At 37.4% G+C, this 26,874-nt stretch carries 27 protein-coding genes, 2 pseudogenes and 1 riboswitch; of the genes and pseudogenes, 21 read left to right on the top strand and 8 right to left on the bottom strand.

Translation table 11 applies throughout. From position 1 onward, the window contains the following. From xdhA to EKM93_RS04045, 8 genes are all read left to right on the top strand, one after another. Window positions 1-2,292 carry a xanthine dehydrogenase subunit XdhA gene (gene xdhA / locus EKM93_RS04080; protein WP_125713320.1) on the top strand — a complete coding sequence of 764 codons (2,292 nt, stop codon included), beginning with the start codon at window positions 1-3 and terminating at the stop codon, window positions 2,290-2,292. Window positions 2,293-2,309: 17 nt separating this feature from the next. After that, entirely contained in the window at window positions 2,310-3,179 is an 870-nt protein-coding gene (gene xdhB / locus EKM93_RS04075; RefSeq protein ID WP_125713318.1) for a xanthine dehydrogenase subunit XdhB, read from the top strand. 2 nt (window positions 3,180-3,181) lie between these two features. Beyond that, complete coding sequence (xdhC, locus tag EKM93_RS04070; protein WP_125713316.1) at window positions 3,182-3,658, top strand: xanthine dehydrogenase subunit XdhC; 477 nt, start codon at window positions 3,182-3,184, stop codon at window positions 3,656-3,658. Window positions 3,659-3,707: 49 nt separating this feature from the next. Next, a complete protein-coding gene (locus EKM93_RS04065; protein WP_125713314.1) occupies window positions 3,708-5,084 on the top strand; it encodes a uracil-xanthine permease family protein in 1,377 nt (458 codons plus the stop codon). Between the two features lie 323 nt (window positions 5,085-5,407). Then, window positions 5,408-6,514: a helix-turn-helix domain-containing protein gene (locus tag EKM93_RS04060; protein WP_125713312.1), complete on the top strand. Its 1,107-nt coding sequence runs from the start codon at window positions 5,408-5,410 to the stop codon at window positions 6,512-6,514. A 4-nt stretch (window positions 6,515-6,518) separates the two neighbouring features. Beyond that, on the top strand, window positions 6,519-6,731 hold the full coding sequence (locus EKM93_RS04055; protein WP_125713310.1) for a PLD nuclease N-terminal domain-containing protein: 213 nt from the start codon (window positions 6,519-6,521) through the stop codon (window positions 6,729-6,731). Beyond that, the gene (locus tag EKM93_RS04050) at window positions 6,728-7,648 is read left to right on the top strand and encodes an ABC transporter ATP-binding protein (protein WP_125713309.1); all 921 of its coding nucleotides are present in this window, start codon (window positions 6,728-6,730) and stop codon (window positions 7,646-7,648) included. The genes EKM93_RS04055 and EKM93_RS04050 overlap by 4 nt, the downstream gene beginning before the upstream one ends. Then, window positions 7,645-8,400: an ABC transporter permease gene (locus EKM93_RS04045; protein WP_225423619.1), complete on the top strand. Its 756-nt coding sequence runs from the start codon at window positions 7,645-7,647 to the stop codon at window positions 8,398-8,400. Before EKM93_RS04050 ends, EKM93_RS04045 begins: the two co-directional genes overlap by 4 nt. Window positions 8,401-8,405: 5 nt before the next feature. Here EKM93_RS04045 and EKM93_RS04040 read toward each other — a convergent pair whose 3' ends face one another. The 3 genes and pseudogenes from EKM93_RS04040 to EKM93_RS13600 form a co-directional block, all read right to left on the bottom strand. Beyond that, window positions 8,406-9,086, bottom strand: a complete 681-nt coding sequence (locus EKM93_RS04040; protein WP_125713306.1) for a YoaK family protein — start codon at window positions 9,084-9,086, stop codon at window positions 8,406-8,408. 390 nt (window positions 9,087-9,476) lie between these two features. Beyond that, window positions 9,477-9,877 (bottom strand): annotated as a pseudogene (locus EKM93_RS04030) (type II toxin-antitoxin system HicB family antitoxin). A gap of 54 nt (window positions 9,878-9,931) precedes the next feature. Then, window positions 9,932-10,099: pseudogene (locus tag EKM93_RS13600) on the bottom strand (zinc ribbon domain-containing protein); the annotation flags it as partial. 259 nt (window positions 10,100-10,358) lie between these two features. Between EKM93_RS13600 and EKM93_RS13480 the strand changes: the two are divergent. From EKM93_RS13480 to EKM93_RS04010, 4 genes are all read left to right on the top strand, one after another. Further along, window positions 10,359-10,496, top strand: coding sequence for a hypothetical protein (locus EKM93_RS13480; protein WP_164506982.1), 138 nt, complete (start codon window positions 10,359-10,361; stop codon window positions 10,494-10,496). Between the two features lie 141 nt (window positions 10,497-10,637). Beyond that, entirely contained in the window at window positions 10,638-10,847 is a 210-nt protein-coding gene (locus EKM93_RS04020; RefSeq protein WP_125713302.1) for a helix-turn-helix domain-containing protein, read from the top strand. A gap of 946 nt (window positions 10,848-11,793) precedes the next feature. Next, the gene (locus EKM93_RS04015) at window positions 11,794-12,090 is read left to right on the top strand and encodes a DUF2314 domain-containing protein (RefSeq protein ID WP_164506981.1); all 297 of its coding nucleotides are present in this window, start codon (window positions 11,794-11,796) and stop codon (window positions 12,088-12,090) included. Window positions 12,091-12,173: 83 nt separating this feature from the next. After that, window positions 12,174-12,470 (top strand): MazG-like family protein, encoded by a 297-nt coding sequence (locus tag EKM93_RS04010; RefSeq protein WP_125713401.1) that lies wholly within the window; start codon window positions 12,174-12,176, stop codon window positions 12,468-12,470. Between the two features lie 2 nt (window positions 12,471-12,472). Here EKM93_RS04010 and EKM93_RS04005 read toward each other — a convergent pair whose 3' ends face one another. Beyond that, entirely contained in the window at window positions 12,473-14,707 is a 2,235-nt protein-coding gene (locus EKM93_RS04005) for an LTA synthase family protein (protein ID WP_125713299.1), read from the bottom strand. A 347-nt stretch (window positions 14,708-15,054) separates the two neighbouring features. On the opposite strand from EKM93_RS04005, the gene EKM93_RS04000 reads away from it, so the two are divergent. From EKM93_RS04000 to EKM93_RS03985, 4 genes are all read left to right on the top strand, one after another. Further along, the gene (locus EKM93_RS04000) at window positions 15,055-15,675 is read left to right on the top strand and encodes a VanZ family protein (RefSeq protein WP_125713296.1); all 621 of its coding nucleotides are present in this window, start codon (window positions 15,055-15,057) and stop codon (window positions 15,673-15,675) included. Next, window positions 15,676-15,936 (top strand): LysR family transcriptional regulator, encoded by a 261-nt coding sequence (locus tag EKM93_RS03995; RefSeq protein WP_125713295.1) that lies wholly within the window; start codon window positions 15,676-15,678, stop codon window positions 15,934-15,936. It begins immediately after the preceding gene. A 185-nt stretch (window positions 15,937-16,121) separates the two neighbouring features. Beyond that, window positions 16,122-17,003 carry a GRP family sugar transporter gene (locus tag EKM93_RS03990; RefSeq protein WP_125713293.1) on the top strand — a complete coding sequence of 294 codons (882 nt, stop codon included), beginning with the start codon at window positions 16,122-16,124 and terminating at the stop codon, window positions 17,001-17,003. Between the two features lie 107 nt (window positions 17,004-17,110). After that, a complete protein-coding gene (locus EKM93_RS03985) occupies window positions 17,111-18,454 on the top strand; it encodes a glucose-6-phosphate isomerase (protein ID WP_125713291.1) in 1,344 nt (447 codons plus the stop codon). A 74-nt stretch (window positions 18,455-18,528) separates the two neighbouring features. On the opposite strand, the gene aroD is transcribed toward EKM93_RS03985, so the two are convergent. Beyond that, window positions 18,529-19,296: a type I 3-dehydroquinate dehydratase gene (aroD, locus tag EKM93_RS03980; RefSeq protein ID WP_125713289.1), complete on the bottom strand. Its 768-nt coding sequence runs from the start codon at window positions 19,294-19,296 to the stop codon at window positions 18,529-18,531. Window positions 19,297-19,468: 172 nt separating this feature from the next. Here aroD and EKM93_RS03975 point away from each other — a divergent pair, with 172 nt between their 5' ends. Next, window positions 19,469-19,681, top strand: coding sequence for a DUF3923 family protein (locus EKM93_RS03975; protein WP_125713288.1), 213 nt, complete (start codon window positions 19,469-19,471; stop codon window positions 19,679-19,681). An 85-nt stretch (window positions 19,682-19,766) separates the two neighbouring features. On the opposite strand, the gene EKM93_RS03970 is transcribed toward EKM93_RS03975, so the two are convergent. Continuing rightward, window positions 19,767-20,651, bottom strand: coding sequence for a phosphate ABC transporter substrate-binding protein PstS family protein (locus EKM93_RS03970; RefSeq protein WP_125713286.1), 885 nt, complete (start codon window positions 20,649-20,651; stop codon window positions 19,767-19,769). A gap of 142 nt (window positions 20,652-20,793) precedes the next feature. After that, window positions 20,794-20,896, top strand: a riboswitch (TPP riboswitch). Between the two features lie 66 nt (window positions 20,897-20,962). Here EKM93_RS03970 and EKM93_RS03965 point away from each other — a divergent pair. Genes EKM93_RS03965 through EKM93_RS03950 form a run of 4 tightly spaced genes read left to right on the top strand, consistent with a single transcriptional unit; the run spans window position 20,963 to window position 23,757 of the window. Then, a complete protein-coding gene (locus EKM93_RS03965; RefSeq protein ID WP_125713284.1) occupies window positions 20,963-21,259 on the top strand; it encodes a thiamine-binding protein in 297 nt (98 codons plus the stop codon). Then, entirely contained in the window at window positions 21,228-21,998 is a 771-nt protein-coding gene (locus tag EKM93_RS03960; RefSeq protein ID WP_125713282.1) for an ABC transporter permease, read from the top strand. Before EKM93_RS03965 ends, EKM93_RS03960 begins: the two co-directional genes overlap by 32 nt. Beyond that, window positions 21,995-23,020, top strand: coding sequence for an ABC transporter substrate-binding protein (locus EKM93_RS03955; RefSeq protein WP_125713280.1), 1,026 nt, complete (start codon window positions 21,995-21,997; stop codon window positions 23,018-23,020). The genes EKM93_RS03960 and EKM93_RS03955 overlap by 4 nt, the downstream gene beginning before the upstream one ends. Continuing rightward, a complete protein-coding gene (locus EKM93_RS03950; RefSeq protein WP_191988484.1) occupies window positions 23,017-23,757 on the top strand; it encodes an ABC transporter ATP-binding protein in 741 nt (246 codons plus the stop codon). The genes EKM93_RS03955 and EKM93_RS03950 overlap by 4 nt, the downstream gene beginning before the upstream one ends. 65 nt (window positions 23,758-23,822) lie before the next feature. On the opposite strand, the gene EKM93_RS03945 is transcribed toward EKM93_RS03950, so the two are convergent. Next, the gene (locus tag EKM93_RS03945) at window positions 23,823-25,157 is read right to left on the bottom strand and encodes a D-serine ammonia-lyase (protein WP_125713277.1); all 1,335 of its coding nucleotides are present in this window, start codon (window positions 25,155-25,157) and stop codon (window positions 23,823-23,825) included. A 71-nt stretch (window positions 25,158-25,228) separates the two neighbouring features. Further along, window positions 25,229-26,587, bottom strand: coding sequence for an amino acid permease (locus EKM93_RS03940; protein ID WP_125713399.1), 1,359 nt, complete (start codon window positions 26,585-26,587; stop codon window positions 25,229-25,231). Between the last annotated feature and the right edge of the window lie 287 nt (window positions 26,588-26,874).

Raw genomic sequence — 26,874 nt, 5'->3', positions numbered from 1 at the left:
ATGGAGAAAAAAGGTATCGTTGGAAAGACTGAGCAACGCTGGGATGCGGTTGCAAAAGTCACAGGTCAGGCAAAATTCACGGAGGATTTTCCGATTGCCAATCAGTTACACGGTAAAATCATGCATGCGACAATTACACACGGTCGCGTTGTAAAGTATGATATTTCTGAAGCTGAAAAAATGCCAGGTGTTGTGAAAGTTCTTTTACCAGAGGACTTACCACAAAACAAGTTCGGGACAGCAGGCCATCCTTATGGTTTGGATCCAGCTAAACGGGATATTGAGGATCGTCAACTATTAACACGTGAAATTCGAGTTTATGGTGACGAAATCGCAGCCGTTGTTGCTAAGACAGAATTACAAGCTGTTAAAGCAATTGAAAAAATTAAGGTGGAATATGAAGAATATCCGGTTTATTTGACACCAAAAGAAGCAATTGCTGATGACGCAATGCGTATTCATGAAGAACGTGATAATACGATTGCACATACAACAGCAGGCTATGGCGATGTCAAGAAAGGCATGGCTGAAGCGGATTACGTTGTGAAAGAGTCATTCTCAACTTCACCACAACAACATATTCATATGGAAAGTCAAGTTGCCGTTGCTTTTAGAAGCGATGATCAACGTTGGACTTGTATCAGTTCTACACAAATCCCTTATATTTGCCGTCGGATTATTGCCCAAGCAATTGGTATTTCATGGGCACAAGTTCGGGTTAAAAAACCATTTATCGGTGGGGGCTTTGGTAACAAACAGGAAATTACAATTGAACCTTTAACCGTTGCTATGAGTATGGCTTGCGGTGGTAAACCCGTTCAATTACGGTTAACTCGTGAAGAATCAATTGCATTTACACGGACACGTCATGCGATTGATTATGATGTTGAAATGGGTGTTAAAAAAGATGGTACGATCACTGCCGTTGATTTTAACGTTTATTCTAACCAAGGCGGTTATGCATCACACGGTCATGCAATTGGTAGTAAGGGTGGTTCATTCATCAATGCACTTTATAAGATGGAAAACTTCCGTTATGATGCTAGAACAGTTTATACAAATATCGCCACTGCCGGCGCTATGCGTGGTTACGGGATTCCGCAAGTAACATTTGCCTTAGAATCTTTAGTTGAAGATGCTTGTGACAAAATTGGGATGGATCCAATTAAATTCAGAACAATGAACTGTCGCCCAGAAGGCTTCTTTAATGAATTAAGTAAGGTACAGCAATTTGACTTCAAACCAGTTGAATGTCTTGAAAAAGGTAGAGAAGCTTTCCATTGGGATGAAAAACTAGCAGATAGCTTAAAACATAAAACCGGCGACAAACGTCGTGGTGTTGGTGTAGCTGCCTTCTCTTATGGGACTGCCGTTTATCCATTCGGGCTAGAAGTTTCTAGTGCGCGCTTGATCTTAATGCCAGATGCTTCCTTCAAATTGATGTTAGGGGCAACTGAAATTGGACAAGGGGCTGATACAGCCTTCTCACAAATGGCTGCTGATACATTAGGCGTTTCTTATGACAAGATCATTAGAGATTCTATGACCGATACAGATATTGATCCGTTTGATCCTGGTGCTTACGCTTCACGTCAAACTTATATTTCTGGTTATGCTGTTCGAGAGGCCGCTGAAAAAATGCGGAACAAGTTAATTGACTTGTCTTCTCGTATGTATGATGTTCGTCCAGAATTTATTGATATTGTAGACGGTAATGTTGTCTATGTGCATAATAATCAAAAGATTGCTTCTCTTGAAGATGTAGCAATGGCTTCTTATTATGATATGCATTATGGTAAAGCTCTTGAAGCCAGCGCTTCAGTGAATATCCATAATAACTCTTATGCATCTGGCTGTACTTTTGCACAAGTAGAAGTTGATGTTGAAACTGGCCGTACAGAGATTTTGAGTATCATGAATGTTCATGATTCAGGTAAAATCATTAATCCATTATTGGCTTCTGGTCAAGTTGATGGTGGTATGGTTATGGGTATTGGCTATGGCATGGGCGAAGGTGTTCGCTATAATGCAAAAGGCAAACCATTAAACAATAACTTGTTGGATTATAAGATTCCAACATTTATGGACGTCCCTGATCTAGATCAAATGTTTGTAGAAAGCGAAGATCCTTTGGGCCCTTATGGGAACAAGTCTTTAGGTGAAAACCCACTTTGTTCTCCAGCTGCAGCTTTACGTAATGCCGTAAAAGATGCAACAACTGTTGGTATTAACAATATGCCATTATCAACCCAAAACGTCTTTGAACACTTGAAAAAAGCTGACATCATTTAGAAAAGAGGCAAATAAAAATGTATGACATTACTGGATATAATGAAGCGAAAAGCTTACAAGATGTTTTTGATTTAATCAAAGAAGATCCTAAGGCACGTTTAATTGCCGGCGGGACTGATGTGTTAGTAAAATCTCGTGAACGTAAAGAAGGCTTTGTGGATGCACCATTAATCGGAATTACACGTATTCCTGATTTACAAGATATCTATCTTGATGACGATGAAACATTAGTCATTGGTTCAATGAATTCCTTTACAGATGTTGAAACAAATCCATTAGTTAAAGAACATGCACCATTACTGAGTGAAGCAGTTGCTTTAGTCGGTGGACCACAAACAAGAAATGCCGGAACTATTGGCGGTAATGTTTGTAACGGAGCGACATCTGCAGACAGTGCACCAACACTATTTGCTTATAATGCAGTTTTAGAAATTCATTCACCAAATGGTGTTAAGAATGTACCAATTGCCGAATTTTATAAGGGTGCTGGTTGGGTAGACCTAGAACCTGGTGATATTTTAGTAAAAATTAAGATTGCAAAAGCAGATTACGAAGGCTACCAAGGACATTACACAAAATTTGCCCAACGTCATGCTTTAGATATTGCTAACTTAAGTTGTGCTTGTCTACTTAAAGTTGAAAACGACGTTATTGAAGATCTACGGGTTTGCTTTGGTGTTGCTGCACCAACGCCAATCAGAATGGCAAAAGCCGAAGCTTATGCTAAAGGTAAAGCAATTTCAGAAGAAACAATGGCTGAAATCGGTAAACTTTGCTTAGAAGATACGAATACACGGAATTCATGGCGTGCGTCTAAGGAATATCGTGATCATTTAGTTCAAATCTTGCCTGGCCGTAATATTATGGCTGCAATTGGGGAGGCGTAATCATGGAAAAAGTTATTCATTTTACATTAAATGATGAACCCGTATCATGCCGTGTTGACGTTCGTAAAAGTTTGTTGGAAATGCTTCGGACAGACTTCGGTTTAACCGGGACTAAAGAAGGCTGTGGCGTTGGTGAATGTGGCGCTTGTACAGTCGGTGTAGATAAAGAAACAGTGGATTCTTGTATCTATCTCGCAGTTTGGGTAGATGGCAAGGTTGTAACAACAATTGAAGGTGTTACTAATCCTGATGGTACATTAAGCGATGTTCAAGATGCCTTCGTTAAAGCAGGTGCAGTTCAATGTGGTTTCTGTATTCCAGGGATGGTTGTTTCTAGTGAACAATTCTTAGAAGACAATCCTGATCCTTCAAGAGAAGAAATTCGTCGGGCATTGTCTGGGAATATGTGCCGGTGCACAGGCTATCAAAAGATCGTTGATGCGGTTGAAATAGCTGCAGAAGGTAGAAAAGTTAAATAATAGGTAGTTAATAGCGGATGTTCAGTCAATATGTAGGGGTATTTAACATATGGAAAATAAACACGTTGCTGAAGTAGACGAAAAGCTACCTTTGGGGAAAAATCTACTTCTTGGATTTCAACATACAGTTATTGCCGTTTTAGGTGCGATTCCAGTTCCATTAATTGTGGCAACAAGTGTCGGCTTACCTGAAGAACAAACCAGATTTTTGATCAGTGCTGTTATCTTCAGTGCTGGGTTATCTTCTATCTTAGCTGCATTAAATGTTATTCCTAGGACAAGCCCGATGGTCCCTATGATCATGGGTGCGAGTTTTGCAGTCGTTCCAGTTATGATTTCTACGTTAAAGAGTGCACCAAATCTAAATGTCGGCTTTCAGGTGATGGCCGGATCAACGATAATCAGTGGTATTGTCTGTTTCTTGTTAGCGCCGTTTTGGGCTAAGTTACAGCGGTTTTTCCCGCCAGTTGTCGTTGGTACCAATCTAATCGTTTTAAGTACCGCGCTATTACCTAACGCTTATCATTGGATGATGGGCAATAATGCATATGATTTAACTAAAAGTATTGATGCTAAGCCATTATTACTTGCATTATCTATTTTTGTCTTCCATATAATTATCAGTAAATATTTCAAAGGTTTATTAGGTAATTTGACAATTTTAATTTCATTGATTGTTGGTACTATCGCGGCTATTTTCCTAGGCATGATGGATTTCTCATCGATCTCTGAAGCACCACTCTTTGGTTTGATTTTACCGTTACATTATGGTTTACCAAAGTTTGATATTGTTTCTATCATTTCATTCTTGATCGTAATGATCTTAGGGATGGTTGAAGTTTCAGGAACAGCCATGGGTATTCATGACATTGCGGATAAGAAAATGACTAAAGATCAATTTGGTAGAACACTAAAAACATTAGGGATTAATACTTTCCTTTCAGGTTTATTTAACTCAGTTCAACCAACAGCTTTTATTCCAAACGTTGGTGTCTTGAACTTATCAAAAGTTAAGAGTCGTTATGCCACTGCAACGGCTGGCTTCATGTTAATCCTGATAGGTTTTGTACCTAAGTTTTCTGCCTTGATTTCAGCTATTCCCAAACCTGTATTTGGGGGCGTGGGCTTTGCCCTATTTGGAGTTATCATCGGTAGTGCTGTTGGTATTTTGAAAGGCGTCAATTTCGATGGTAATCAAAATATGCTGATTATTGGTTTGAGTGTTGGGGTTGCAATGTTACCATCTACTTATCCTAACTTTTATGCTCAATTCCCAGAATTAGTTCAAAATATTTTTGGTAGTGGGATCTTGTCTGGGTCAATCACAGCAATTACTTTAAATGTTTTCTTCAATTTTAAAGAAGTCTTTAAAAAAGACCCTGATGTTGAAGAAACTGTAGAGCTAGAACCAGCAGAAGAAGCATAACCAAATGTATTCTACAAGATAATTAATTTCTAACAATATCTTGACAACATAATGAGAGAATGTTAATGTTTTAAACATCTTAATGATATGGCTTATCTAAAAGTATTAAATAGTCCATGGTTGTGTCATTATAAACTGTTGAGAACGCCAATTAAGTTTTATAACTTAATTGGCGTTTTTTTTGATTGATATAAATTTAGCACTGCTTATGCAATGATTTTAGTCAACGTTAAGTTGTTTTTAAACCTTATAAGTTAACAACAACTCTGTTGAACGCCGCTTTTCCTTTCTGTACAATTAAGTTACATAAAGGGGGCTGTGAAATGGATTTAGGCATTATTATTACGCAGCATAGAAAAGAAAAACAAATTACACAACAGGAACTCGCTGATTTTATTGGTGTCTCTAAAGCGGCCGTCTCAAAATGGGAGACTGGACAAACTTGTCCAGATATTAATTTATTACCGCTTTTGGCTGCTTATTTTGACATTAGTATAGATACTTTATTAGGATATAACGCTCAATTGACAAGTGAAGAAATTCGACATATCTATAAAATGTTGACCAAGGCCTTTGATAAGCAATCTGGAGCAGAAGTTTTAAAGACAATTCGTGGTTTTATTCAACGCTATTATGCATGTTATCCATTCATTTTGCAGATGGGGCTCTTAATTATGAATCATTATGATTTATTTCCCGGGCAAGATGAAACAAAAATCTCAAAATACATGCAAGAAGCCCAAACTTTATTTGTCCACGTCCGTAAAAATGCGAAGGATCCCGCTTTGATTATTCAGGCTCGGGACTATGAAGCCTATACGTTATTAGTTTTAGAAAAACCTGAAGCTGTTTTAGACGCATTAGGCGCATATGTTCCGCCTTATTTTCCCACAGAAACTTTAATTGCTGGGGCCTTTCGCCTAAAAAATGATCATGTTCGCGCTAGAAGAACTTTGCAGAGTGCCTTAGCCCAATATGTATTTGTAACGATGAGTCTGTTTTCCAATTATTTAGCTGAACTTATGGATGATGCTGATAAATTTAATGAAACCTATCGTCGAGGACAAAAACTAGCCGAACTTTTTGAATTAGAAACGTTACATCCCGTAAGCTTATTAAATTTTCAAGCTTCAGCAATTGTTGGCTTTGCACAATTGCAAGCAGAGCCTCAACTGTTTGAAGTGTTGAATAACTATGCTGACTTATTAGCAAAAACACAATTTCCGTTGCAACTCCACGGGGATGTCTACTTTGACTTAATTCAAGAATGGTTAGATCAATTGGATTTAGGCGCGCAAATGCCACGGAATAGTTCACAAGTCCAGGCAGGTTTAATCGCATTAATTATAAATAATCCCTATTTAGCGCCATATCAAAATAAGCCAGAATTTCAAGAAATTCTACAGAAAATAAAAAGTATAGGAGCGTAAAATCATGAATAATGCACAACTTTTATTAGATAATTTACCCTTATTGATTCCCCTAGTAATTTTGGAATTTGGTCTCATGATCGCTGCAGTGGTTCATGTACTCAAACATCCCCAATATCGTTTTGGCAATAAAGTACTCTGGTTAGTGATTGTTATTTTCTTTCAAATTATCGGACCAGTATTTTATTTCATGTTTGGCCGGGGTGAAACGGCATGAACATGTTGGAATTAAAGGGTGTCACCAAAGCCTTTGGTGCAAAGTCAGTATTAAAAGATTTAAATTTAATTGTGCCACAAGGCAGTATTTTTGGCTTTGTGGGTGAAAATGGCGCTGGCAAAACAACAACGATGAAGTTAATTCTAGGGCTTGATAAACCAGACACTGGCACAATCTTTGTAAAAGGACAGCAAGTTAATTTTGGGCAAACGGCAACAAATCAAGTGATTGGTTATTTACCAGATGTCCCTGAGTTTTATGATTATATGACAGCAACAGAATATTTACAGTTATGTGGTGAAATTACAAAAATAGCAAAACAAGAACGGGCTGAAAAAATTGAAACAATGCTACAACTCGTAGGTCTGCCAAATAACAAGCATCGGATTAAAGGCTTTTCAAGAGGTATGCGGCAACGGCTAGGGATCGCACAAGCACTTTTAAATGATCCTGAATTATTAATCTGTGATGAACCAACTTCAGCATTAGACCCAGAAGGCCGCCATGATTTTTTACAGTTGTTAACACGCCTCAGGGGAAAAATCACAATTCTTTTTTCAACACATATTTTGAGCGATGTTCAGACAGTTTGTGATGAAATTGGTATTTTGCACCATGGGCAACTACAAGTTACCGACACTTTAACAAATCTTAAAAAAACTTATTTAAAGCCGCAGATTGCATTAACATTCCAAGATATAGCACAGGCAAAAGCAGGACAACAGCTAATCATAAACGAACTGGCCTTAATTGGTGAAGTTCAAGAAAATAAATTGCTGGTTTCTTATGGGTCAGATTATAAAACAGCTAGCCAGAAAATATTGAGTTTGTTATTGACTCATGACCTAGTGCCATTGGCCTTTAATCAAGTAGAACCAACATTAGAACAAATATTTTTACAGGTGATGCAATCATGATAACAATCGCATTTATAAAAAAAGAAATTATGGAAACTTGGCGTACAAGAAAAATATTAATTTTAGTAATTGTATTTTTTATATTTGGTATTTTAAATCCTTTAACTGCAAAATTAACGCCAGAACTTTTAAAAATGAGCTTAAAAACAACAATTCCATTTCCTGATCCAACTTCTTTAGACTCATGGTTACAATTTTATAAAAATATCAGTCAGATGGGGCTTTATTTATTTGCCATTATTTTTAGTGGTACGATGAGTCACGAATTAGCTAAAGGTAGTTTGACGAATCTATTGACGAAAGGGCTACAGAGACGGGTTGTAATTTTTAGTAAAGGCTTCGTTTTGTTTGGACAATGGCTGTTGAGTATTGGGCTATGTTTTATAGTAACTTTAGGCTATACACATTATTATTTCCCAGACAATAAAAGTCCTCATATTTGGTTGGCGCTTTGGCCACTATTTATATTCGGTTTGCTTTTAGTGAGTTTATTATTATTTACATCAACTATGATAAATAATAATTTTGGTGGGTTATTGGGGACAGTTATCGTAATGATTATTTTTAATTTAATTAATCTTTATAAAGGTGCTGTGAATTATAATCCTATTTCGCTAGTTTCCAAAAATTTGACAATTGTAAAGGATGACACTAAATTTTTTGATTTATGGCCCAGCATGTGTATTACAGTTGGCCTAGCTATTGGTTTATTATATTTAACGGTTAAATTATTTGATCGTAAGAAATTATAGGTATTTTAATTGGTTAAAGCTCGTTTATGTAATAGTAGCGTATAATAACCACCGATTAATAAAAGTAACCCACAAGTGATTAAAATAGTACTTAGACCGAGTATTTTTTGCAAGTAGGCAGAGAAAATGGCACCACTAGCAAACCCCAAAACAAGTTCCAAATAAATTAAACCGGTCGCTAATGCAGTTTTATCTTTTTTAAATAAATAGTCAGTCAAACTATTGATTGCTTTTTTTAAATTTCCTGTTGAAAAGACATTGTTATAGGCGTTACCTTCTATTTGACTGAAGGCCGTGGTCTGCATGGCCATCACTAAGGCTAATAGAGGCACTACAAGATCATTCGGTGCAGATTGAGGCAATAGGCCAACGATTAAACAAACCACAAATTCTAAGATTAAAAAAATTAGGCGCCAGTAATGAGATCGATTAGGACGATGCTTGAAAAAACCAACAATAAAAATACCAAGCACAAAACAAATAATGGTGAGTAATTTTGTTAAAGCATTGGGCATATTATGATTTGCAAGATCAACACTCAAAAAAATAATATTCCCAGTTTGCCCAGCAGCTAAAACACCACCTCTTTGAACAAAAGTATAGGCGTCGATGAAACCACCAATAAAAGTTAAGCCAATGGCGATTTCTCGAAGCTGAAAAATATTTGGCGTTTTGTATCTAATCATAGTTGCACCTGACCTAGTTATGAATTTTGTAACTAATCTATGATGAACCTATTTATTTTATTTTTCAAATTATTAAAAAAGTATTTTTCGTTGAATTGAATTGCGATAATAAGGTAGAGATTGAGGTAACTCCAAAAAGCATTGCGGCTGAAAAAGTGACTTACGAATTCAAAAGGGACAACTTGCCGCTTAAGCTAATCGGGATTATAAAGCAAACAAGGTTAACAGCAGCTAAGATGCTAAACTGGCAGAGCCAGTTCCAGCATGGTTTAAAAAATTGTCAGAATAAAAGTAATCAAGATTTTAGAGAACAGTTTGCAAAAAGTGGTGATGAGCCGTCTAGTAAATAAAAAGCACTGCCATTTTTGACAGTGCTTTTTATTAAAGTCACTAATCTTTACTTGAGATTTGCTCTGCGATTGCTTCGGTTAGTGTTTGCGAGAAGTTGATTCTTAGCTTTTTGCCTGCACGATCGGCCCACTTGGGAATAGTGAGTGTTTTTTGACTGGTTCCATATCGCTGAGATATTTAGATACGTCAACTAAGACCATAGAAATAAAAGATTTAGAGAGATCGAAAGTAGTTGAAAAATTCTTATCATCTTTGAATGGATTATCATCAATTAGTGATAGCTTGTTAATGGCCGATGGAGTTGGGAGGGATTCTTCATCTGCAATTATCGTAGAGAGCATCATTCCTAGCCAGTCAGAAGCCATAAATATTGCATTCGAAATATCTTTACCATGAGTGCCAGTGCTGTCGAAATCAGGAAAATGAACTAAGTATTTCACCGACTAATTATCAAAGCCTTTAAAGTCCGCGGGTTACCAGGCGGACTGTATTCTCTAATTAAGTGCTAGACCTTTAGCTAGGATATTTATTGCAGCGTTGTGGTCACGAATGTGATAGGCACCACATAGTGGGCACGTTCATTCGCGGTCAGCAAGCGTGAGTTTTTGGTCACCACTCATTACAAAACTGCAATCGCTACATGTTTGCGTCGTATTTTTAGGGCGAGTATTACTTTAAAGGGGCAAAGCCAATGGCGAGTTTTAAGCATAAAAATGGTTAATGATGAGTTACACTATCAGGTATCAGATCAGGATTATATTGCTGCTGGTGGTGACGCACGAATCCGCAAAATAACATGCAAAGAAGCCTCTACTCGATTAAATTTGAGTGGGGGCTTATTATTTTGCAAAATAAAACCCGTTAGTGTATTGGTTTTAATACTCTAACGGGTTATTATATAAACATGGAAGGCGGAAAGATATGGCAAAGCACGAAAAGAAAACGCCTGAAGATGAGCTCAAGGTTCGCACCGCCAGATACGTTGCCTTGGGAGCGTGGGCCATACTAGTAACACAGTTGATAGACCTCATCAAATTCATCATCAAGCGTTTAACCTAATAGCAAGGCTGGGGCGGAAACACCCTGGCTCTTGTCATAGCTATATGATAGCATGAGCAAACAAGAAAAGAAATACTATAAACTCGCTGGCCTTGCACTATCGGTGGCATTGTTTTTGTGGGCGATTAAGGAGATTTTATCGTGGTTGATTTAAGTAGTAGTGAGCTGATGGGCGCCGCAGAGGCAGCCCGCATCTGGGGAAAGAATAAGGACTATGTGCGCGTCAGTATTCGACAATCACCCCATAAGTGGCCGGCTGGATCATGGCGCAAGTTTGACGGCCGACAGATTGTCGTCACGGTCGCCGGTATGGAAGCCGTGACAGGTGAACTTGATCCACGGAAGAAGTGAGCTACGCCGAAAATACTGGCCGAGATACACCGGCGACCAAGCCTGACCCTGGTCGGGCTTTTTATGTACTCCGGGTGCCATACCCGGAGTCAGATGGCACAGTGCAACGCACAGGGGAGTTTCTCACGCCCTGTTTATATACGCAAAAAGCCCAGATCACCGTTTGGGTTGACAATTTAAGTCAAAAATCAGTCCTATTTTGTCCTAATTGCATAAAAAACTGCCGTATACGGATCCGTACGTACGGTGGCATGAGAGGTCGGTAGCTTAGCTACCTCCTATAAAATGAACATACTTTTGAACATACTTTTTTAAAACATATTAAGATAATATAGAAAGTAAAATTACAATAAATGCTGATTTATAGCTAATTTTAGACAAAATGAAAGGTACAAGAAACTACTTATCGAGCTAACAGGAGTCGAACCTGTTTCAGACTTAGTAATACACTAAGAGTGTATCTTGCCCAGTTACCGAAAGCTATAGCCCATTGGTTGTTCATTTATAAACTGTTGAAGTTACGTGTTAGGCTTTAACACAATTATTATAGTACATAAAAAGTTTGAATGATCTGTGAAGTAAATCTTAAAAAGATTATAAGAAAAAAATAGACTAAGCTAGGATATTTATATATTCTTAGTCTTAGTCAAGTTATTTAAATTTAAATTTATATTATTAATTTTATATTCAACAAAAATAAAAAAGAGCTGATGACGTCAACTCTTTTTTGGAAAGGAAAGTAATAAAATTAAGGAGTTATCAAAATAACTATGTCAAGTATAACTGATTCAGTTGTGTAAAGCAATTATAATTGATAATTATTGAGCAATCCAACGTAAAATTAAATCAAATAATTGAATTTGACCTAATCAATTAATTTAATCATCCTAAATAAACCGTGCTATAATGAAAATGATAAATCATATAAATTATGGAGGTATTTATTGTGGCTTATGCATTATTAAATATTGAAACTTTAGAAAATGTGCAACGCCCATCACAATTACAATTAGCAACAATTGATAATCATACGTTAGTGAAATTGGGATTTAAAAACGGCGATACTATTTTAGAACGCATGTGGGTTAGAGTTGATAAAATTGAAGATGATCAATTCACCGGTGTTTTGATCAACTGTCCAAGTCAAGTTGCTGATTTAAGTGAAAACGACACGGTAACATTTCAAAAGAATAATATCATTGGCATCATGAATCCTAGAATGACTTATGAATGTAAATGTTAAATTATAAAAATCGAGGTTACTTTTAAACAAAACACAATTTAAAAGTAACCTCGATTTATTTGGATAAAAGGATGTGCATGATGATGACAACAATACAAAATCAAATTAAAGCTGCAGCGCTAAAAGAACCCAAAACTGTAGAACAGCAATTTCTAAAACTTTCTGAAGAAGTTGGCGAAGCTGCACAAGCTTATTTAGCAGCAATGAAGGTCTCTGGCAATGATTATAAGCAGCTGACTAAAGTAGATGTACAAGAAGAATTAGTGGACGTATTATTGGTAACTTACGCCATACTTTATAAGTTAGATATTTCGGATGAAGCATTAAACGCCTTGCTTACTCAAAAAGTAACGAAGTGGTTAAGCCATCAAAAGCATTAAGCTTATTTTGATGTTATCGCGTTGCTGCTGGAACTATGAGCAGCAGCGTTTTTTGTACTGGTGCTTTGAGCGGATTTGTCTATCGTACCATCACTTGTTGCGTTATTACTTTCTAAAATGTCTTCCGGCAATTGTGTGATGGCTGTCGGATCATCTGCAAGTTCAGGAGCGTCTGTATTGTACATCCCAGTTGTCGTACCATTATTTTTAGAATAAAGACTCGTAGATTTTTTCCCCAGCTGATTTTCAATATCAATCATATTTAACCAATTCTTTGTATAGTCTTGGTTTAACGGATTGACCGGGGTAAAGCCATTAGGTGTATAAAAACGTAGTAGGTTTTTATTATTGATGCTGTCTGAAATACTCAATCGTTTGGAAACGTTAGCTTGAGCGGCATTGATAGTGTTTATTTGAGTTTTGGTCAGATCGGTGAGCACTTTACCAGTGGCATTGTCATAGACAGTACTCTTGGCACCTTTTCCGCCTAAAACAGTATATTCAGGTGTTACAAAGTCTTGATTTCTAAACGCGACAGTTGCGTTATGATCTTTAGACAAGAGATCTGTGCCTAAGAACATATAAGGCTTAGTTTTGATACCTAGTAACTGCATTATAGTTGGTAAAACATCGATCTCACCACCATAAGTATCATCAATACCGCCTTTTAAACCAGGCATATGGATCATAAAAGGTACCCGCTGCAGCTGAGCGTTGTCATAAGCCGTCCAGTCACTGGCGTTTTTATCGAGCAATGGTGCCAATGCTTGGTTGTTTGTATTACTTAAACCATAGTGATCGCCATAGATAACAATCATTGAATTATCATAGAGACCGGAAGATTTTAAGTAAGTAAAAAACTGTTCCAGCGATTGGTCTAAATAATGAGCTGTACTGAAATAGTTATCAACCACATCATCCCCTGTATCTGGCTTAGGAAAATCACTGTCAGTATCACTCAAAGAAAATGGAAAATGGTTAGTTACCGTGATGAATTTTGCATAAAATGGTTGTTGCATGCGTTCTAAATACTTAATACTTTCGGCGAATAGCAGTTTGTCCTTTAAGCCATAACCAATGGCGCTATCTTTAGAAGTATCAAAATAAGAAGCGTCAAAGAAGTAATTGTAGCCTAAATTACGATAAACATCTTTCCGATTCCAAAAGCTACCGGTATTGCCGTGGAAGACAGCACTAGTATAATCTTGCTGTTGCTGTAGGATAGCCGGTGCTGCTTCAAAAGTATTATCACTACCTAAAGAAGTAAATACAGAGCCTTCTGGCAAACCAAAAAGACCGGTTTCTAGCATCGTTTCTGCATCACTTGTACGGCCCTGACCAACCTCGTGGAAGAAGTTGCTAAAGCCTAAAGTAGATTTATCGTGATAAATAGAATTTAAGAACGGGGTTACTTCTTGGCCATTAATCTTTTTATCAATTAAAAATTGCTGGAAGCTTTCCAAATGAATAATAAGCACATTTTTCCCTTTAGCTTTACCGAAATAAGCCGGGTTTGGTGCCGCGTAATTGTCTTGGATATAATTATAGGCCGCCGTCATTTCGCTGCCATCACTGTTTGCTCGAACTTGATTGTTTTGAGCAGTTTTAATACCATCGTAAAACATAAAATTTTCCAAACCAAGATATTTTACAATATAGTTTCGGTCAAAAGTCCGCGTTAATAGCTGTGGCCGATTGGTTTCTGCTAAAAAGAGATTAAACAAGAAAAAAGTAAACGAGCATAGACTGATGATGAATGCTTTTTTAGTAGGAAAAGGCCGCTTATCAATTGGGATAATGTGTCTGAATAATAAAACTAAAATGATAATAATGTCTAACCATAACAAAATATCTTGAGGTGCCAGTAAACTCAAAGTACTCTTACCTAAACCTTGAGAGACTTTGCTAGAACTCATAATTGTATTAATTGTTAAAAAATCTGTTGCCTGTCGATAATAGATGACATTGGCGAATAAAAGCAGGACTTGCAAAACATATACAGAGAACATGCCGATATAAGATACAATAGGCTTTCGTATGTAAAGCGCAAGACTTAATAATAGTGCACTGGTACCGATAGGATTTAACCACAGTATAAAATGCTGGAACAGATTTTCGATGCCTAACGAAAAATCAGTATAGTAGATAAAAAGTGATTTGATCCAAATCAAGGCAACTAATAATGCAAAAAAGCCTAGACGACTTTTTAAAAAGGCTTTGAATTTGGTGTTTTTCATTGAGATAGTCCTTTCAACTTAACCTTTTGTAGCTCTTTGTATTATAACCCTTGCAACGAGAGGATACAATTTTCAGCACAAATTTAACCGAGAAACTGCCGACTTTAAAAAAGGTGCATATTTCTAAGGCGTTGTCTGAAAATACGCACAATAAACGGACTGTTATATGTTAAAATGACACTAACCTAAATAAGACGGTGCATTTATTTGAATTAAAGGGTTGTATTATTAGGTCAGAATCTATATTTTTTGAAGCAATTTAATACATATAGTTGATGATTGCAAACACTGCAAAGTATCACTATAGTTAGTTGGGGTAATTCTGTCGGAATAGTTGGGGCAAGAACATGATATTTTTAGGACCGTTATATCAATTTATTAAAGTACATCTGCAAACACGTATCAATCATTTTCCATTAATTGAACTAATTATTTATAGTCTAGATAAAACAATTTTATATTTGTTGATTATTTTGGGGCTACGTTTTATTTGGTTAAGCATCCGACATAAAAAATTAACATTAAAACATGAGCTTAAAGTTTTTGGATTTACGTTTTATTTATTAATGCTGCTGTTCTTAACCGTTTTCCGTGATTTTTATTATCCTTGGCAAATTAAATTGCATCTGCATCGATCTTTGAGTCGGATTAATTTAATACCAATAGTAGAAACGATGAAACTAACGAGAGGTCTTTCAAAATTAGATTTCTTCTATAATTTTTTTGGTAATATTCTTTGGTTTATACCGTTTGGCTTTGGTTGTCAGGCGCTCACAGAAAAATCGCGTTCATTTTTTAAGATTACAATGATGGGACTGGCTTTGTCAGTCAGTATTGAAGTTATGCAGTTTTTCCTTTATACCGGTGTTAGTGATATTGATGATGTCATTTTTAATACGGTAGGGGCCATGATTGGTTATGGACTTTATTCCGCTTTTTCATATAAAAATAAGAAGGAAGTTGTTTGAATGATAAAGGTTTTAATTGTTTTACATGATGGGGATGATTACATTCGAATGAATAAAGTATATTTTGAAAGTATGCCAGTGACCGGGCAGTACATTATTAATTCTGATGGTTTATCTTATTTTGTCGAAGAAGTCGCCCAATTTGCCAATTACGTGACCAGCAAAGGGGCGATTGCGATAGTTATTGTCCATCAAGCTAAAAAAGATCAGCCAGTCAGTGAACTTTATGGCTTAAATATTGAACATGATTTAGATGATTAGTCCGTGATAAAGGGCAATTTAAATTAGATCAATGGTATTATTTTATTTACAAATCTAAGATAATTAGCGCTTATTGATCTATACCAATTTTTAATTTAAAAATTTTAGTGGAAATAAAAACGATTTCTTGATAAAATAACACCTTGTTTACATTAGTTAGATAAATTTTGGAATGAGGCGAATTTGTGAATATTTTAATTGCACTTATCCCTGCAGTTGCTTGGGGCAGTATCGGTCTGATCAGCGGTAAGTTAGGTGGTAATGCTTATCAACAAACCGTGGGTATGACAATTGGTGCGTTCATTTTTAGTTTAGGAATGTATCTTGTTGTTAGACCAACTATTGATATGAAAGTTGTTGTCGTTGGTTTGTTATCTGGTGTTTTTTGGGCCGTTGGACAAGGTAATCAGTTTAGAGCCATGAAAAACATGGGTATTTCTAGAGCGGTGCCGATGTCCACTGGGATGCAATTGGTTTTTAATACGTTGGCAGGTGCTTTAGTTTTTCATGAATGGCAAACCACTAAGCAAATTTCTATTGGCACGATGGCCTTAGTATTATTGGTTATCGGTGCAACATTGACTTCTTTACGGGATAAAAACAGTATCTACAATAAAAACGATGATGGTACAGAATTTAGAAAGGGCTTTAATGCCTTATTACTTTCGACAGCAGGCTATCTAGGCTACACAGTAATTGTAAAATGGGCGAACTTCCCTGATTCAACCTCAATTATTTTACCGCAGGCAGTCGGGATGTTTATCGGTGCGTTATTCTTGGCTCGAGGTAAAGTTGACGGGCAACCTAAAAAACCTTGGACTAAGGCAACTGCCAAAAACATCATTACAGGTGTTAGTTGGGGCATCGGGAATGCAGCAATGTTTATTGCAATGAGTCGTGTTGGCTTGGCAATCAGCTATTCGTTGTCACAAACCGGTATTATTATTTCAACTGTCGGCAGTATTTTATTACTAGGTGAGAAAAAATCTCGTCGTGAATTAATTTTTACAGTGATTGGCTGTTTAATCGTTATTGCAGGCGGTGTTTCACTAGGCTTTGTTCAATAAATAATGAAAAATTATCGAAATTAAGCTGAATCAACTTGCTTTTTTTCATGAAAATAGTAAAGTTTTAATTGTAATAGCATATTTAAATCACACAGGAGGTTACTTTGATGGCTCACATTACTTTTGACGATTCAAAATTAACACCATTTGTACACAGCAATGAGCTTGGAGAAATTCAAGCAATGGTAAACGCTGCCGATAAAGAATTGCGTGAAGGCACAGGTGCTGGGAATGATTTTAGAGGCTTTTTAGATTTGCCTGTCGATTACGATAAGGATGAATTTGCTCGGATTAAAAAAGCCGCTGAAAAAATTCAAGGCGATTCCGAAATCTTAGTTGCAATTGGTATTGGTGGTTCTTATTTGGGTGCCCGAGCTGCAATTGATTTCTTAGGAAGCACATTTTATAATTTCGCACCAGATCGTAAAGTACCGCAAGTATTTTTTGCTGGTAACTCTATCAGCCCATCTTATTTGTATGATTTATTGCAACAAATTGGCGATAAGGACTTCAGTTTAAACGTTATCTCTAAATCCGGGACAACTACTGAACCAGCGATCGCCTTTCGTGTGTTAAAAGAAAAGTTGATCGAAAAATACGGTAAAGCAGAAGCTGCAAAACGGATTTATGTCACAACAGATAAGGCTAAGGGCGCTTTGAAAACTGAAGCGGATACTGAAGGCTATGAAGAATTTGTTGTACCTGATGATATTGGCGGTCGTTTCTCTGTTTTATCAGCCGTTGGTTTATTACCAATTGCTGCTGCTGGCGCTGATCTTGATAACTTAATGCAAGGGGCCGCTGACGCACGTGTGGCATATACTGATCCAGATGTTACTAAAAACGAAGCCTATCGTTATGCCGCTTTACGGAACATTTTATACCGTAAGGGCTATGTAACAGAAATTTTGGAAAACTATGAACCATCCTTGCAATATTTCGGTGAATGGTGGAAACAATTGATGGGTGAATCTGAAGGGAAAGACCAAAAAGGGATCTATCCAACTTCAGCGAACTTCTCAACAGATTTGCACTCATTAGGCCAATACATTCAAGAAGGTCGTCGCAATACGATGTTTGAAACAGTCGTTAAGGTTGAAAAACCGAATCATGATGTTGAAATTCCGACTGCCGAAAAAGATTTAGACGGTTTAGGCTATCTTGAAGGTAAGACAATGGATTTTGTAAATACAAAAGCTTATCAAGGCGTTGTCTTAGCGCATACTGATGGTGGCGTACCTGTAATGACAGTAAGTATTCCACAAAGAGATGCTTACACATTAGGTTACATGATTTATTTCTTTGAAATTGCTGTTGGCATTTCTGGCTACTTGAATGGCATTAATCCATTCAACCAACCAGGGGTTGAAGCTTACAAGAAGAACATGTTTGGCTTATTAGGCAAACCTGGGTTTGAAGCTTTAGGCAAAACTTTAAGCGAACGTCTATAATTTAAAATGAACAATAAAAAATCCTCGAGCATTAATTTTCTCGAGGATTTTTTGTTGTTTAAACATATACAGCGCTATTTTTTAAAAAGCTGTAGTTGGGTTTCAACCGTTGATAAAGGCATCTGGCCGGGGGCTGAGGCATCGTCTAAAGTTGCAAAAGTGAAGATAGAAGGAAAAAGATTGCCACTGGCGCGAGTGATTCGGCCAAGATTGCCCATGCCCATAATAGCTAATGGTTTAGTGAGCTCAGTTTTAGCCCAATCAGCTAGTTGGAAGAGTGTCAAAATGTCTTGTGGCTTAGTCGGCATTAATGCGAGTTTAACGGCCGCTACGTTCAATTCAGCCATTTCCATTGCTAGGCGCTTTAAAGCCGTCAGATCCGGTGTTTTTTCGAAATCATGGTAGCTCAAGACGACAGGAACAGCTAACAGACCACTGGCTTTTAAAAGTTGATGTCTAATATCAGGGGCTGTCGTAAATTCCACATCAATGGCATCAGCCAGTTCTTGTTTCAAAATAAATTGATATTGTTTTAGATAAGCCTCCGCATCATCTTCAAATTCACCGCCTTGGGCTTTTGTTCGAACTGTTACTAAAAGGCCCTTATTTACGGATTTTAAGTTCATTTTTAAGGCCTGTGCCGTTTTAAAGATAGCTTGTGAGCTAATCGTCTGGTCTAAGTAATCCAGGCGCCACTCCGCTAAATTTGCGGTACTATGTAGAATTGCATCACTTTGAGTTCGGACATTTGCTAAATCAGTAGCTGTGATCGGCACAACAGTTTTAGTTTCTAAATCAGCGCCTAGCTGCACAGAACCGATTTTAAAAGTAGAGTTGGACATTTAATTACCTCCAAATATAGGCTTAAACTTTACTTTCAATTATACACATTATCTGTAAATATGTTGAAATTACTTTACATCTAACGTTTGGCTTAATTTGAGTTCGGTCTTTTGTATGATGTAGTCTGTGAATGATTTGGTAAACTGAATATATTAAGTAGGAGGGACCAAAGTGAAAAAATGGTGGGCCGTTAATGTTGTCTGGATGTTCCTTTTTGCAGCAGGAACAATTTATATTGCTGTTAGTGAAAAGGATTCATCTGGTGTAATAATAACACCTGAATTAAGACTAGTAACACTATTGTTGTTAGGCATCATCTTTTTAGTGGTTACTGTAATCCAATTAACATGGGGTTATTTTGCTTGGCGAAAACAAAAGCATTAATACATAATCTAAAATACAATTATAAATAAAAAAGGCTGACCAAATTTAATTTGATCAGCCTTTTTAAAGCTATTCTAGGTTAGGATTATGGTTTAACATCATTGACTTGGCCATCAGCAGTTCTTTCAACTTTCATGCTGCTAATAGAAATATAACCAAGTTTATTAACTAATGAATCTTGGATAGAGCTACCTTGGATATATTTAATGAATTTTGCAACGTTAGCGCTTGGGGCGCCTTTAGTATACATATGTTCATAAGACCAGATCTTCCATTTATTGATCTTAACGTTATCTTCAGTTGGTTGTACACCGTCGATATCTAGAGCTTGAACATCGTCATTTAGGTAAGAAAAGGCAAGGTAGCTAATCGCACCTGGTGTCTTTTGTACCATTTTTTGAACAGTGCCTGAAGAGTCTTGTTCAGAAGCAGTTGCGGATTTTTGACCATTTAATGCGAGACTTTCAAAGGTTGCCCGCGTCCCACTACCTTGAGCACGGTTGATTAAGACAATATTTTCGTCTTTGCCGCCAACGTCTTTCCAATTAGTAATCTTCTTCGTGAAAATATCGATTAATTGTTGCTGTGTTAAGTTGGTAACACCAACATCTTTGTTGGCAACTGGTGCAATGCCAACAACGGCTACTTTGTGATCTACTAATTTCTTAGCATCGACACCATCTTTTTCTTCTGCAAAAATATCACTATTCCCAACGGTAACAGAGCCATCAGAAACTTGACTTAAACCTGCACCTGAACCGCCGCCTTGAACTGTAATCTGCATGTTTGGATTCTTATCTTGGTACTTTTCAGCCGCTTGTTCAACTAAAGGCTGTAAAGCGGTGGACCCTACAATCGTTACTTTCGTAGATTCAGAGCTTTGTGTTGCATTGGCACTTTTGGAACCACAGCCGGCTAGTGTGAAAACACCAACTAAGCTAATTAGTGGCAGAAGCAATTTCTTTTTCATATTTTTAATCTCCCTTTCAAGATGGTATTTTCATTTTAGTTTTTTAATGTAAATGTATCGTCATCTTATTGTAAATAGTTGATATTATTTGTGTAAAATATTACATTTTCAAAATTGGTGTGCTACAATTAACCCCGTTATACAATTTGAATAGGGGAGCTTTTTTGCTGAGAGGAAAGTTTGACTTTCGACCCTTAGACCTGATGTGGGCAATGCCATCGTAGGAATATAAATAATTCAATTATTTGGATTGGTATAGGTCTAAGGCGAGGGCGTCTTGGGCTTTTTTCATTTTTAAGGAGGTTGACAAAATGAATGCAAGTGTGGCGATTCAAGTTCTACCAATGAGTGATGATAGGACTAAAGTTTTAACAACGGTAGATGCGGTAATTCAATATATTCAGGCACAAGGGTTAACTTATGAAGTGAGTGCGTTTGAAACAACGATTGAAGGCGATTATGATCAATTGATGGCTGTGGTTACGGAAGTCCCAAAAGTTGCTGCTAAAGCTGGCGCAGACTCAGTTATGACTTATGTCAAAATCAATTATCAACCACAGGGTGAGGCTTTAACTATTGCTGAAAAAACTACAAAGTATCAACATTAAACTCCTACCAGTATATGTCGTTTTATTAACCATATTGGTCTGGTATGTTGTAACGGCTACCGGCTTGATTCCTAGATTTTTCTTGCCGACACCGGGAGATGTGGTACAGGCCTTCAAAGACGACTTTACTTTCTTATTACAAAATGCTTGGGTAACGTTGACTGAGGCGTTTTGGGGGTTATTGCTCGGGGTTGTTTTGGGTGTCAGTATTGCCATTGTTATGGAACGGTTTGAGCTATTGTATCGAGCTGTTTATCCCTTATTGGTACTGAGTCAAACAATTCCAACCTATGCGATTGCACCTATTTTAATTTTATGGTTTGGCTATGGCATGCTGCCTAAAATTTTATTGATTATTGTGACGACATTTTTCCCAGTCGCTGTAGAAATGCTGACAGGTTTACGCAGTGCCGATCAGGATTTGATAAAACTAATGAAGACGATGGGTTCTAATCGGCTTCAGATCCTTTGGTACGTTAAGTTGCCAGCTAGTTTAGAACATTTCTTTGCAAGTTTGAGAATTTCGGTTTCCTATTCGATTATCGGTGCGGTCATTGCAGAATGGGTCGGCGGGGAGGCTGGCTTAGGTGTGTATATGACGCGGGTTATGAAAGTTTATGCTTATGATAAAATGTTTGCGGTTATCGTCTTAATTTCGTTTGTAAGCCTGTTATTGATTTTAATTGTTGATGGCTTGCAACGATTAACGATGCCCTGGAAGAGAGGTTCCCATAAATGAAAAAGCATCAATTGGGATTTATTGCATTAATTTGCTTATTGGTTGTTGGATTAAGTGCTTGTGCAAAGACATCAGATAAGAAAGCTGCTAATAAAACAACAACGATTACATTGGCTTTAGACTATACACCAAACACAAACCATACCGGCCTATATGTGGCAAAAGCGAAAGGCTATTTCAAAAAATATGGCATAAAAGTTAGATTTATCCAGCCACCACAAAATGGTCCTGAAGGCTTAATTGGTGCGGGTAAAGCACAATTTGGGGTATCTTATCAAGATGTTATGGCCGGTGTTATTACTGGTAAAAATAAACAACCAATCACGGCAATTGCGGCGTTAGTACAACATAATACGTCCGGCATTATGTCTAGAAAAGCGGACGGTATTACGACGCCTAAGGCAATGACTGGACAAAAATATGGTACTTGGGGATTGCCGATTGAACAGGCAATAATCAAACAAGTGGTGGATCAAGATGGTGGTAACTATAACGATGTTAAGTTAGTACCAAGTAATTTTAGCGATGAGGTTGCCGCCTTAAAATCTAAGAAAATTGATGCCATCTGGGTTTATGAAGGTTGGGCGGTTCAAAATGCCAATATTCAAGATTATCCCGTGAATTATTTTGCATTCCGGGATATCAATCCGACGTTCGATTATTACACACCTGTATTAGTGGGCAATAACACGTATATGAAAGCTCATCCAAAACTAACTAAAGATTTTGTCAAAGCTGTGGCACAAGGGTATGAATACGCAGCTAAACATCCTAAGGCGAGTGCAACGATTTTGAAACAAGCCAATCCAGAATTAGAACGGGGGAAGAGCAGCGAATTGGTAGATGCATCCCAGAATTTCTTATCTAAACAATATATTGCTGACGCTAAGCAGTTCGGTTATATTGACAGTAAGCGTTGGAATGCTTTTTATACGTGGCTGAATGATAATGGTTTGGTTAAGCAAAAGCTCACTAAGGATCAAGGATTCACCAATAAGTATCTACCAGTTCAGGCTAAATAATGATATTAGATGTTAAGAATGTGACTCAGAGCTTTGATGGACAGCAGATTATTCAAAAAATAAATTTACAGGTGGCAAAGGGTGAAATTGTAAGCTTACTAGGGGTTTCTGGTTCTGGTAAAACGACACTTTTTAATGTTATTGCTGGGTTGAATCAACCCGCCAGCGGGGATGTTTTGTTAGCTGGTACAAGTATTTTAAATCAGCCAGGACAAGTGAGTTATATGCTGCAAAAAGATTTATTAATGCCTTACCGGACGGTTTTAGATAATGTCATTTTGCCGCTGTTGATTACGGGGACATCGAAAAAATTGGCTCGAAAACAGGCCCTTCCATTTTTTGAAGAATTTGGATTAACGGGGTATGCTAAAAGTTATCCAGATGAGTTGTCTGGCGGGATGCGGCAGCGGGCAGCGTTACTGCGGACTTACTTGTTCCATAAACCGGTGGCGTTGTTAGATGAGCCATTTTCAGCTTTAGATGCCATTACAAAACGAGCATTGCACCGGTGGTATTTGGAGATTATGGGTAAGATTCACTTATCAACGTTACTAATTACACATGATATTGATGAGGCGCTGGTTTTATCCAATCGAATTTATGTATTAGCTCAAAAGCCCAGCATTATTGTGGACGAAATAAACATTCCAGAGGCGTTACATCAGCAGCCAGAATTTGAATTATCAGATGAATTTTTGCAATTGAAACGACGCATTATTACGGATCTAAATATTTAGATACAAAAAATCCCCAACGCACATTAATTTGGTAAGCGTTGGGGATTTTATATGCAATATAATTATCAGAATTTAATAAAATCATCTAGTTCTGGATTTAGATAACCTTCACCTTTTTTAATATATTCAGCCATTTGTATTTTAGGTACTAATCGGCCGCCAGTTGTCCAAATGATATGGGTGGCGTCGGCTAAATTAAATTGTGTATTATAGTGGGTTAACACTTGGGCTAAGCCGCCAAAACCACCGGCCGCCGCTGGTTCTGTTAAAATATTTTCATTCAGCGCCAGTAAGCCGACATATTTTAAGAAATCTTCGTCAGTTAATGTAGTGGTGGCAAAAATTAAATTTTGGGCCACTGTGTTTACAAATGGACTTGCGATTGGCAGGGTTAAGTCATCCGCAATGGTCTGATTGTCTAAACCAATGTCAGATACTGAAGGCTGATCATCAGTGGCCGTGCTTAAGGCTAAAGTGAGGGCAGGGGCATGTGTTGACTCAATTAAAATTGGATAAACATTAGACCCAAAAATACTTTGTAGACTGTAACTGATACCGGCTGCGGCGACACCACTATCGGCGGGTAAATAGATAAACAAAGGATGTGTTTGATCAACAGTGATATTTTGCGTTTTCAACTGCATCTGAAAGTGCAGCGCTGCTGTACTGTGGCCCGCAAGCATTTCTTTGTCATTAAGACTATCAATGAATAGGGTATTATCTTGATTTTTGGCATAGGTTTGTGCCGTCGCTAAAGCGTTTGGGAAATCACCCTCGGCTTCAATAACTTGGATGCCAGTTTCGGTTAATTTTTGTTTTTTCCAATCAGAAGTGTGTTTTGGTAAATAGACAGTAACTTTAAAACCTAATTTATGGGCAATTATGCCAACACTTAAGCCTAAATTTCCGTTACTGGCAGTTACAATTTCAAAATGATTAAATAGTTGAATAAAGTCGTTGGAAGCCAACATGGCATAGTCATCTTCATAAGCTAAGTTAGAATACTGCATGGCAATATCTTCGGCAATTTTTAAAACAGCATAAAGTCCGCCACGGTCTTGGATGGTACCACTGATGGGCAGCTGATGATCTGCTTTAACAAAAAGCTGTCCAGCGACGGGGTGCTGCCAGAGGTTTTCTAAATTCTGTTGGGTCGTTTTGATTTGAATTAAAGGTGATTCAAGCCGGCCCTGACGATTGTAAGTCTCAGAAAAAGCGGCTTTAATGTAAGGCTGAAAACGTTGTAATCTAGCAGCTGCATCAAAAATATCTATTTTGGATAGAACGGTTTGTTCGGCTGCTTTGCCAAAATTTGTATTTTCCCAAAAAGTAGGTTGTTCATTTGCTAGTTGTTCAATAATTGGGTACTTTTTGATCAGTTCATCTTTACTTAGCGTCATTCAAATAACCTCCAACAATGTCATAATTCTATTGTAGTATAGTTGTCTGATTTATGCATAAAAAATGTCTGTTAAAGCTCTTTTTGCAACTTACTGTGGCGGTGACCGTAGATCATATAAATGATTAAGCCCACAACGAACCAAATACTAAAGACGACCCAAGTGATTGCGCGCAATTTGACCATCAAACCAATACATAGTAGGAAAGAAAGAATTGGAACAACTGGATATAGCGGTACTTTGTAAGCGTTTGGTAGTTTATTAATTTCAGGGAGTCTTCTTAGGAAAATAACGCCAATAGAGACCATAGCAAAGGCAAATAAGGTCCCAATGTTCACTAATTCGGCGATGATATCTAAGGGGATAAACATTGCTAAAATACTGGTGATAATGGCAAAAATCCAAGTACTTTCTAAAGGAACATGACTTTTAACGGTAATCTTAGAAAAAATCTTTGGTAACAAGCCATCCCGACTGATGGCAAACAATAGTCGCGTCCCACCATAAGACATAACCAATAAGACAGTGGTCATCCCAACAATGGCCCCTAATGAAACAATACCAGCAACCCAATCTTGATGAATCACTTGTAAAACAAAGGCCACTGGATCGCCAACGTTTAATCGGCTATAGTGAACAACACCGACTAAAACAAAAGAGACTAAGGAATAAAGTAAAGAAGCGATCAGTAGGGAAGAGATAATCCCAATGGGCATCGTTTTTTGGGGATCTTTAACTTCTTCAGAAGCTGTGGAAACAGCATCAAAGCCAATGTAAGCGTAAAAGGCTAAAGATGCGCCTGAAAAAATACCAGTGAAGCCATAAGGTGTGAAGGGATGATAGTTTTTAGCTTTAATATGAAAAGCAGCAACAGCGACAAACAAAATAATAACAGCAACTTTAACGAAAACCATCACGGTATTGACCCGGGTAGATTCTCTTAAACCACCGGCAAGTAAAATTCCGACTAATAGTGTGATAATACCGGCAACTAAGTTAATGCCAAAGCCTTCATGCCCTGGGGTTCCCGTAGCTGCGGTCAAAAAGTTTGGTAAATCAATACTTAAGCTGGATAATAAATTTTGGAAATAAGCCGACCAGCTTACAGCAACAGAGGATACCGCAAATAAGTATTCAGAAATTAAAGCCCAGCCTACAACCCAGGCAGGTAATTCCCCAAAAACCATATAAACATAAGTATAAGCGCTACCAGATAACGGAATTGTTGAAGAAAACTCAGAGTAACAAAGGGCGGCTAAGGCACAAACTGCCGCGGCCACAACATAGGAAATAATAACACTAGGCCCTGCATAGCTGGCCGCAATGATCCCGGGGGTAATGAAGATACCAGCCCCAACCACAGCGCCCACGCCCATCGCAGTTAATCCTACTGGGCCAATCGTTCGTTCTAAAGGACTATTATGAATCATATCGAGATCGATCGGTCGTTTAGTAAAAAATCGTTTTATTTGCAAAATGAGAACTCCTTAAGGTGAGAATTATTTAAAATACCACTTCATTAAAAATATGAATAATCCGTGAGAAACATACTGTAAAATGATAAGATACAAATTAATAATCGTCAAGTGTTCTAGCGGTTTATGAGAATTTTATAATGTTAATCATTAGACTCAAGATTGAGTTATTTTAGAAAAGTGATATTCTCGATTTATGTGGCTATAATTGGTATCAACAAGGACAGGTCGAGACACATTCT

This window comes from Agrilactobacillus yilanensis (assembly GCF_003946725.1).
Taxonomy (GTDB): domain Bacteria; phylum Bacillota; class Bacilli; order Lactobacillales; family Lactobacillaceae; genus Agrilactobacillus; species Agrilactobacillus yilanensis.
The sequence above is the reverse complement of the archived record's forward strand: the minus strand, read 5'-3'. Positions and strand labels throughout refer to the sequence as shown.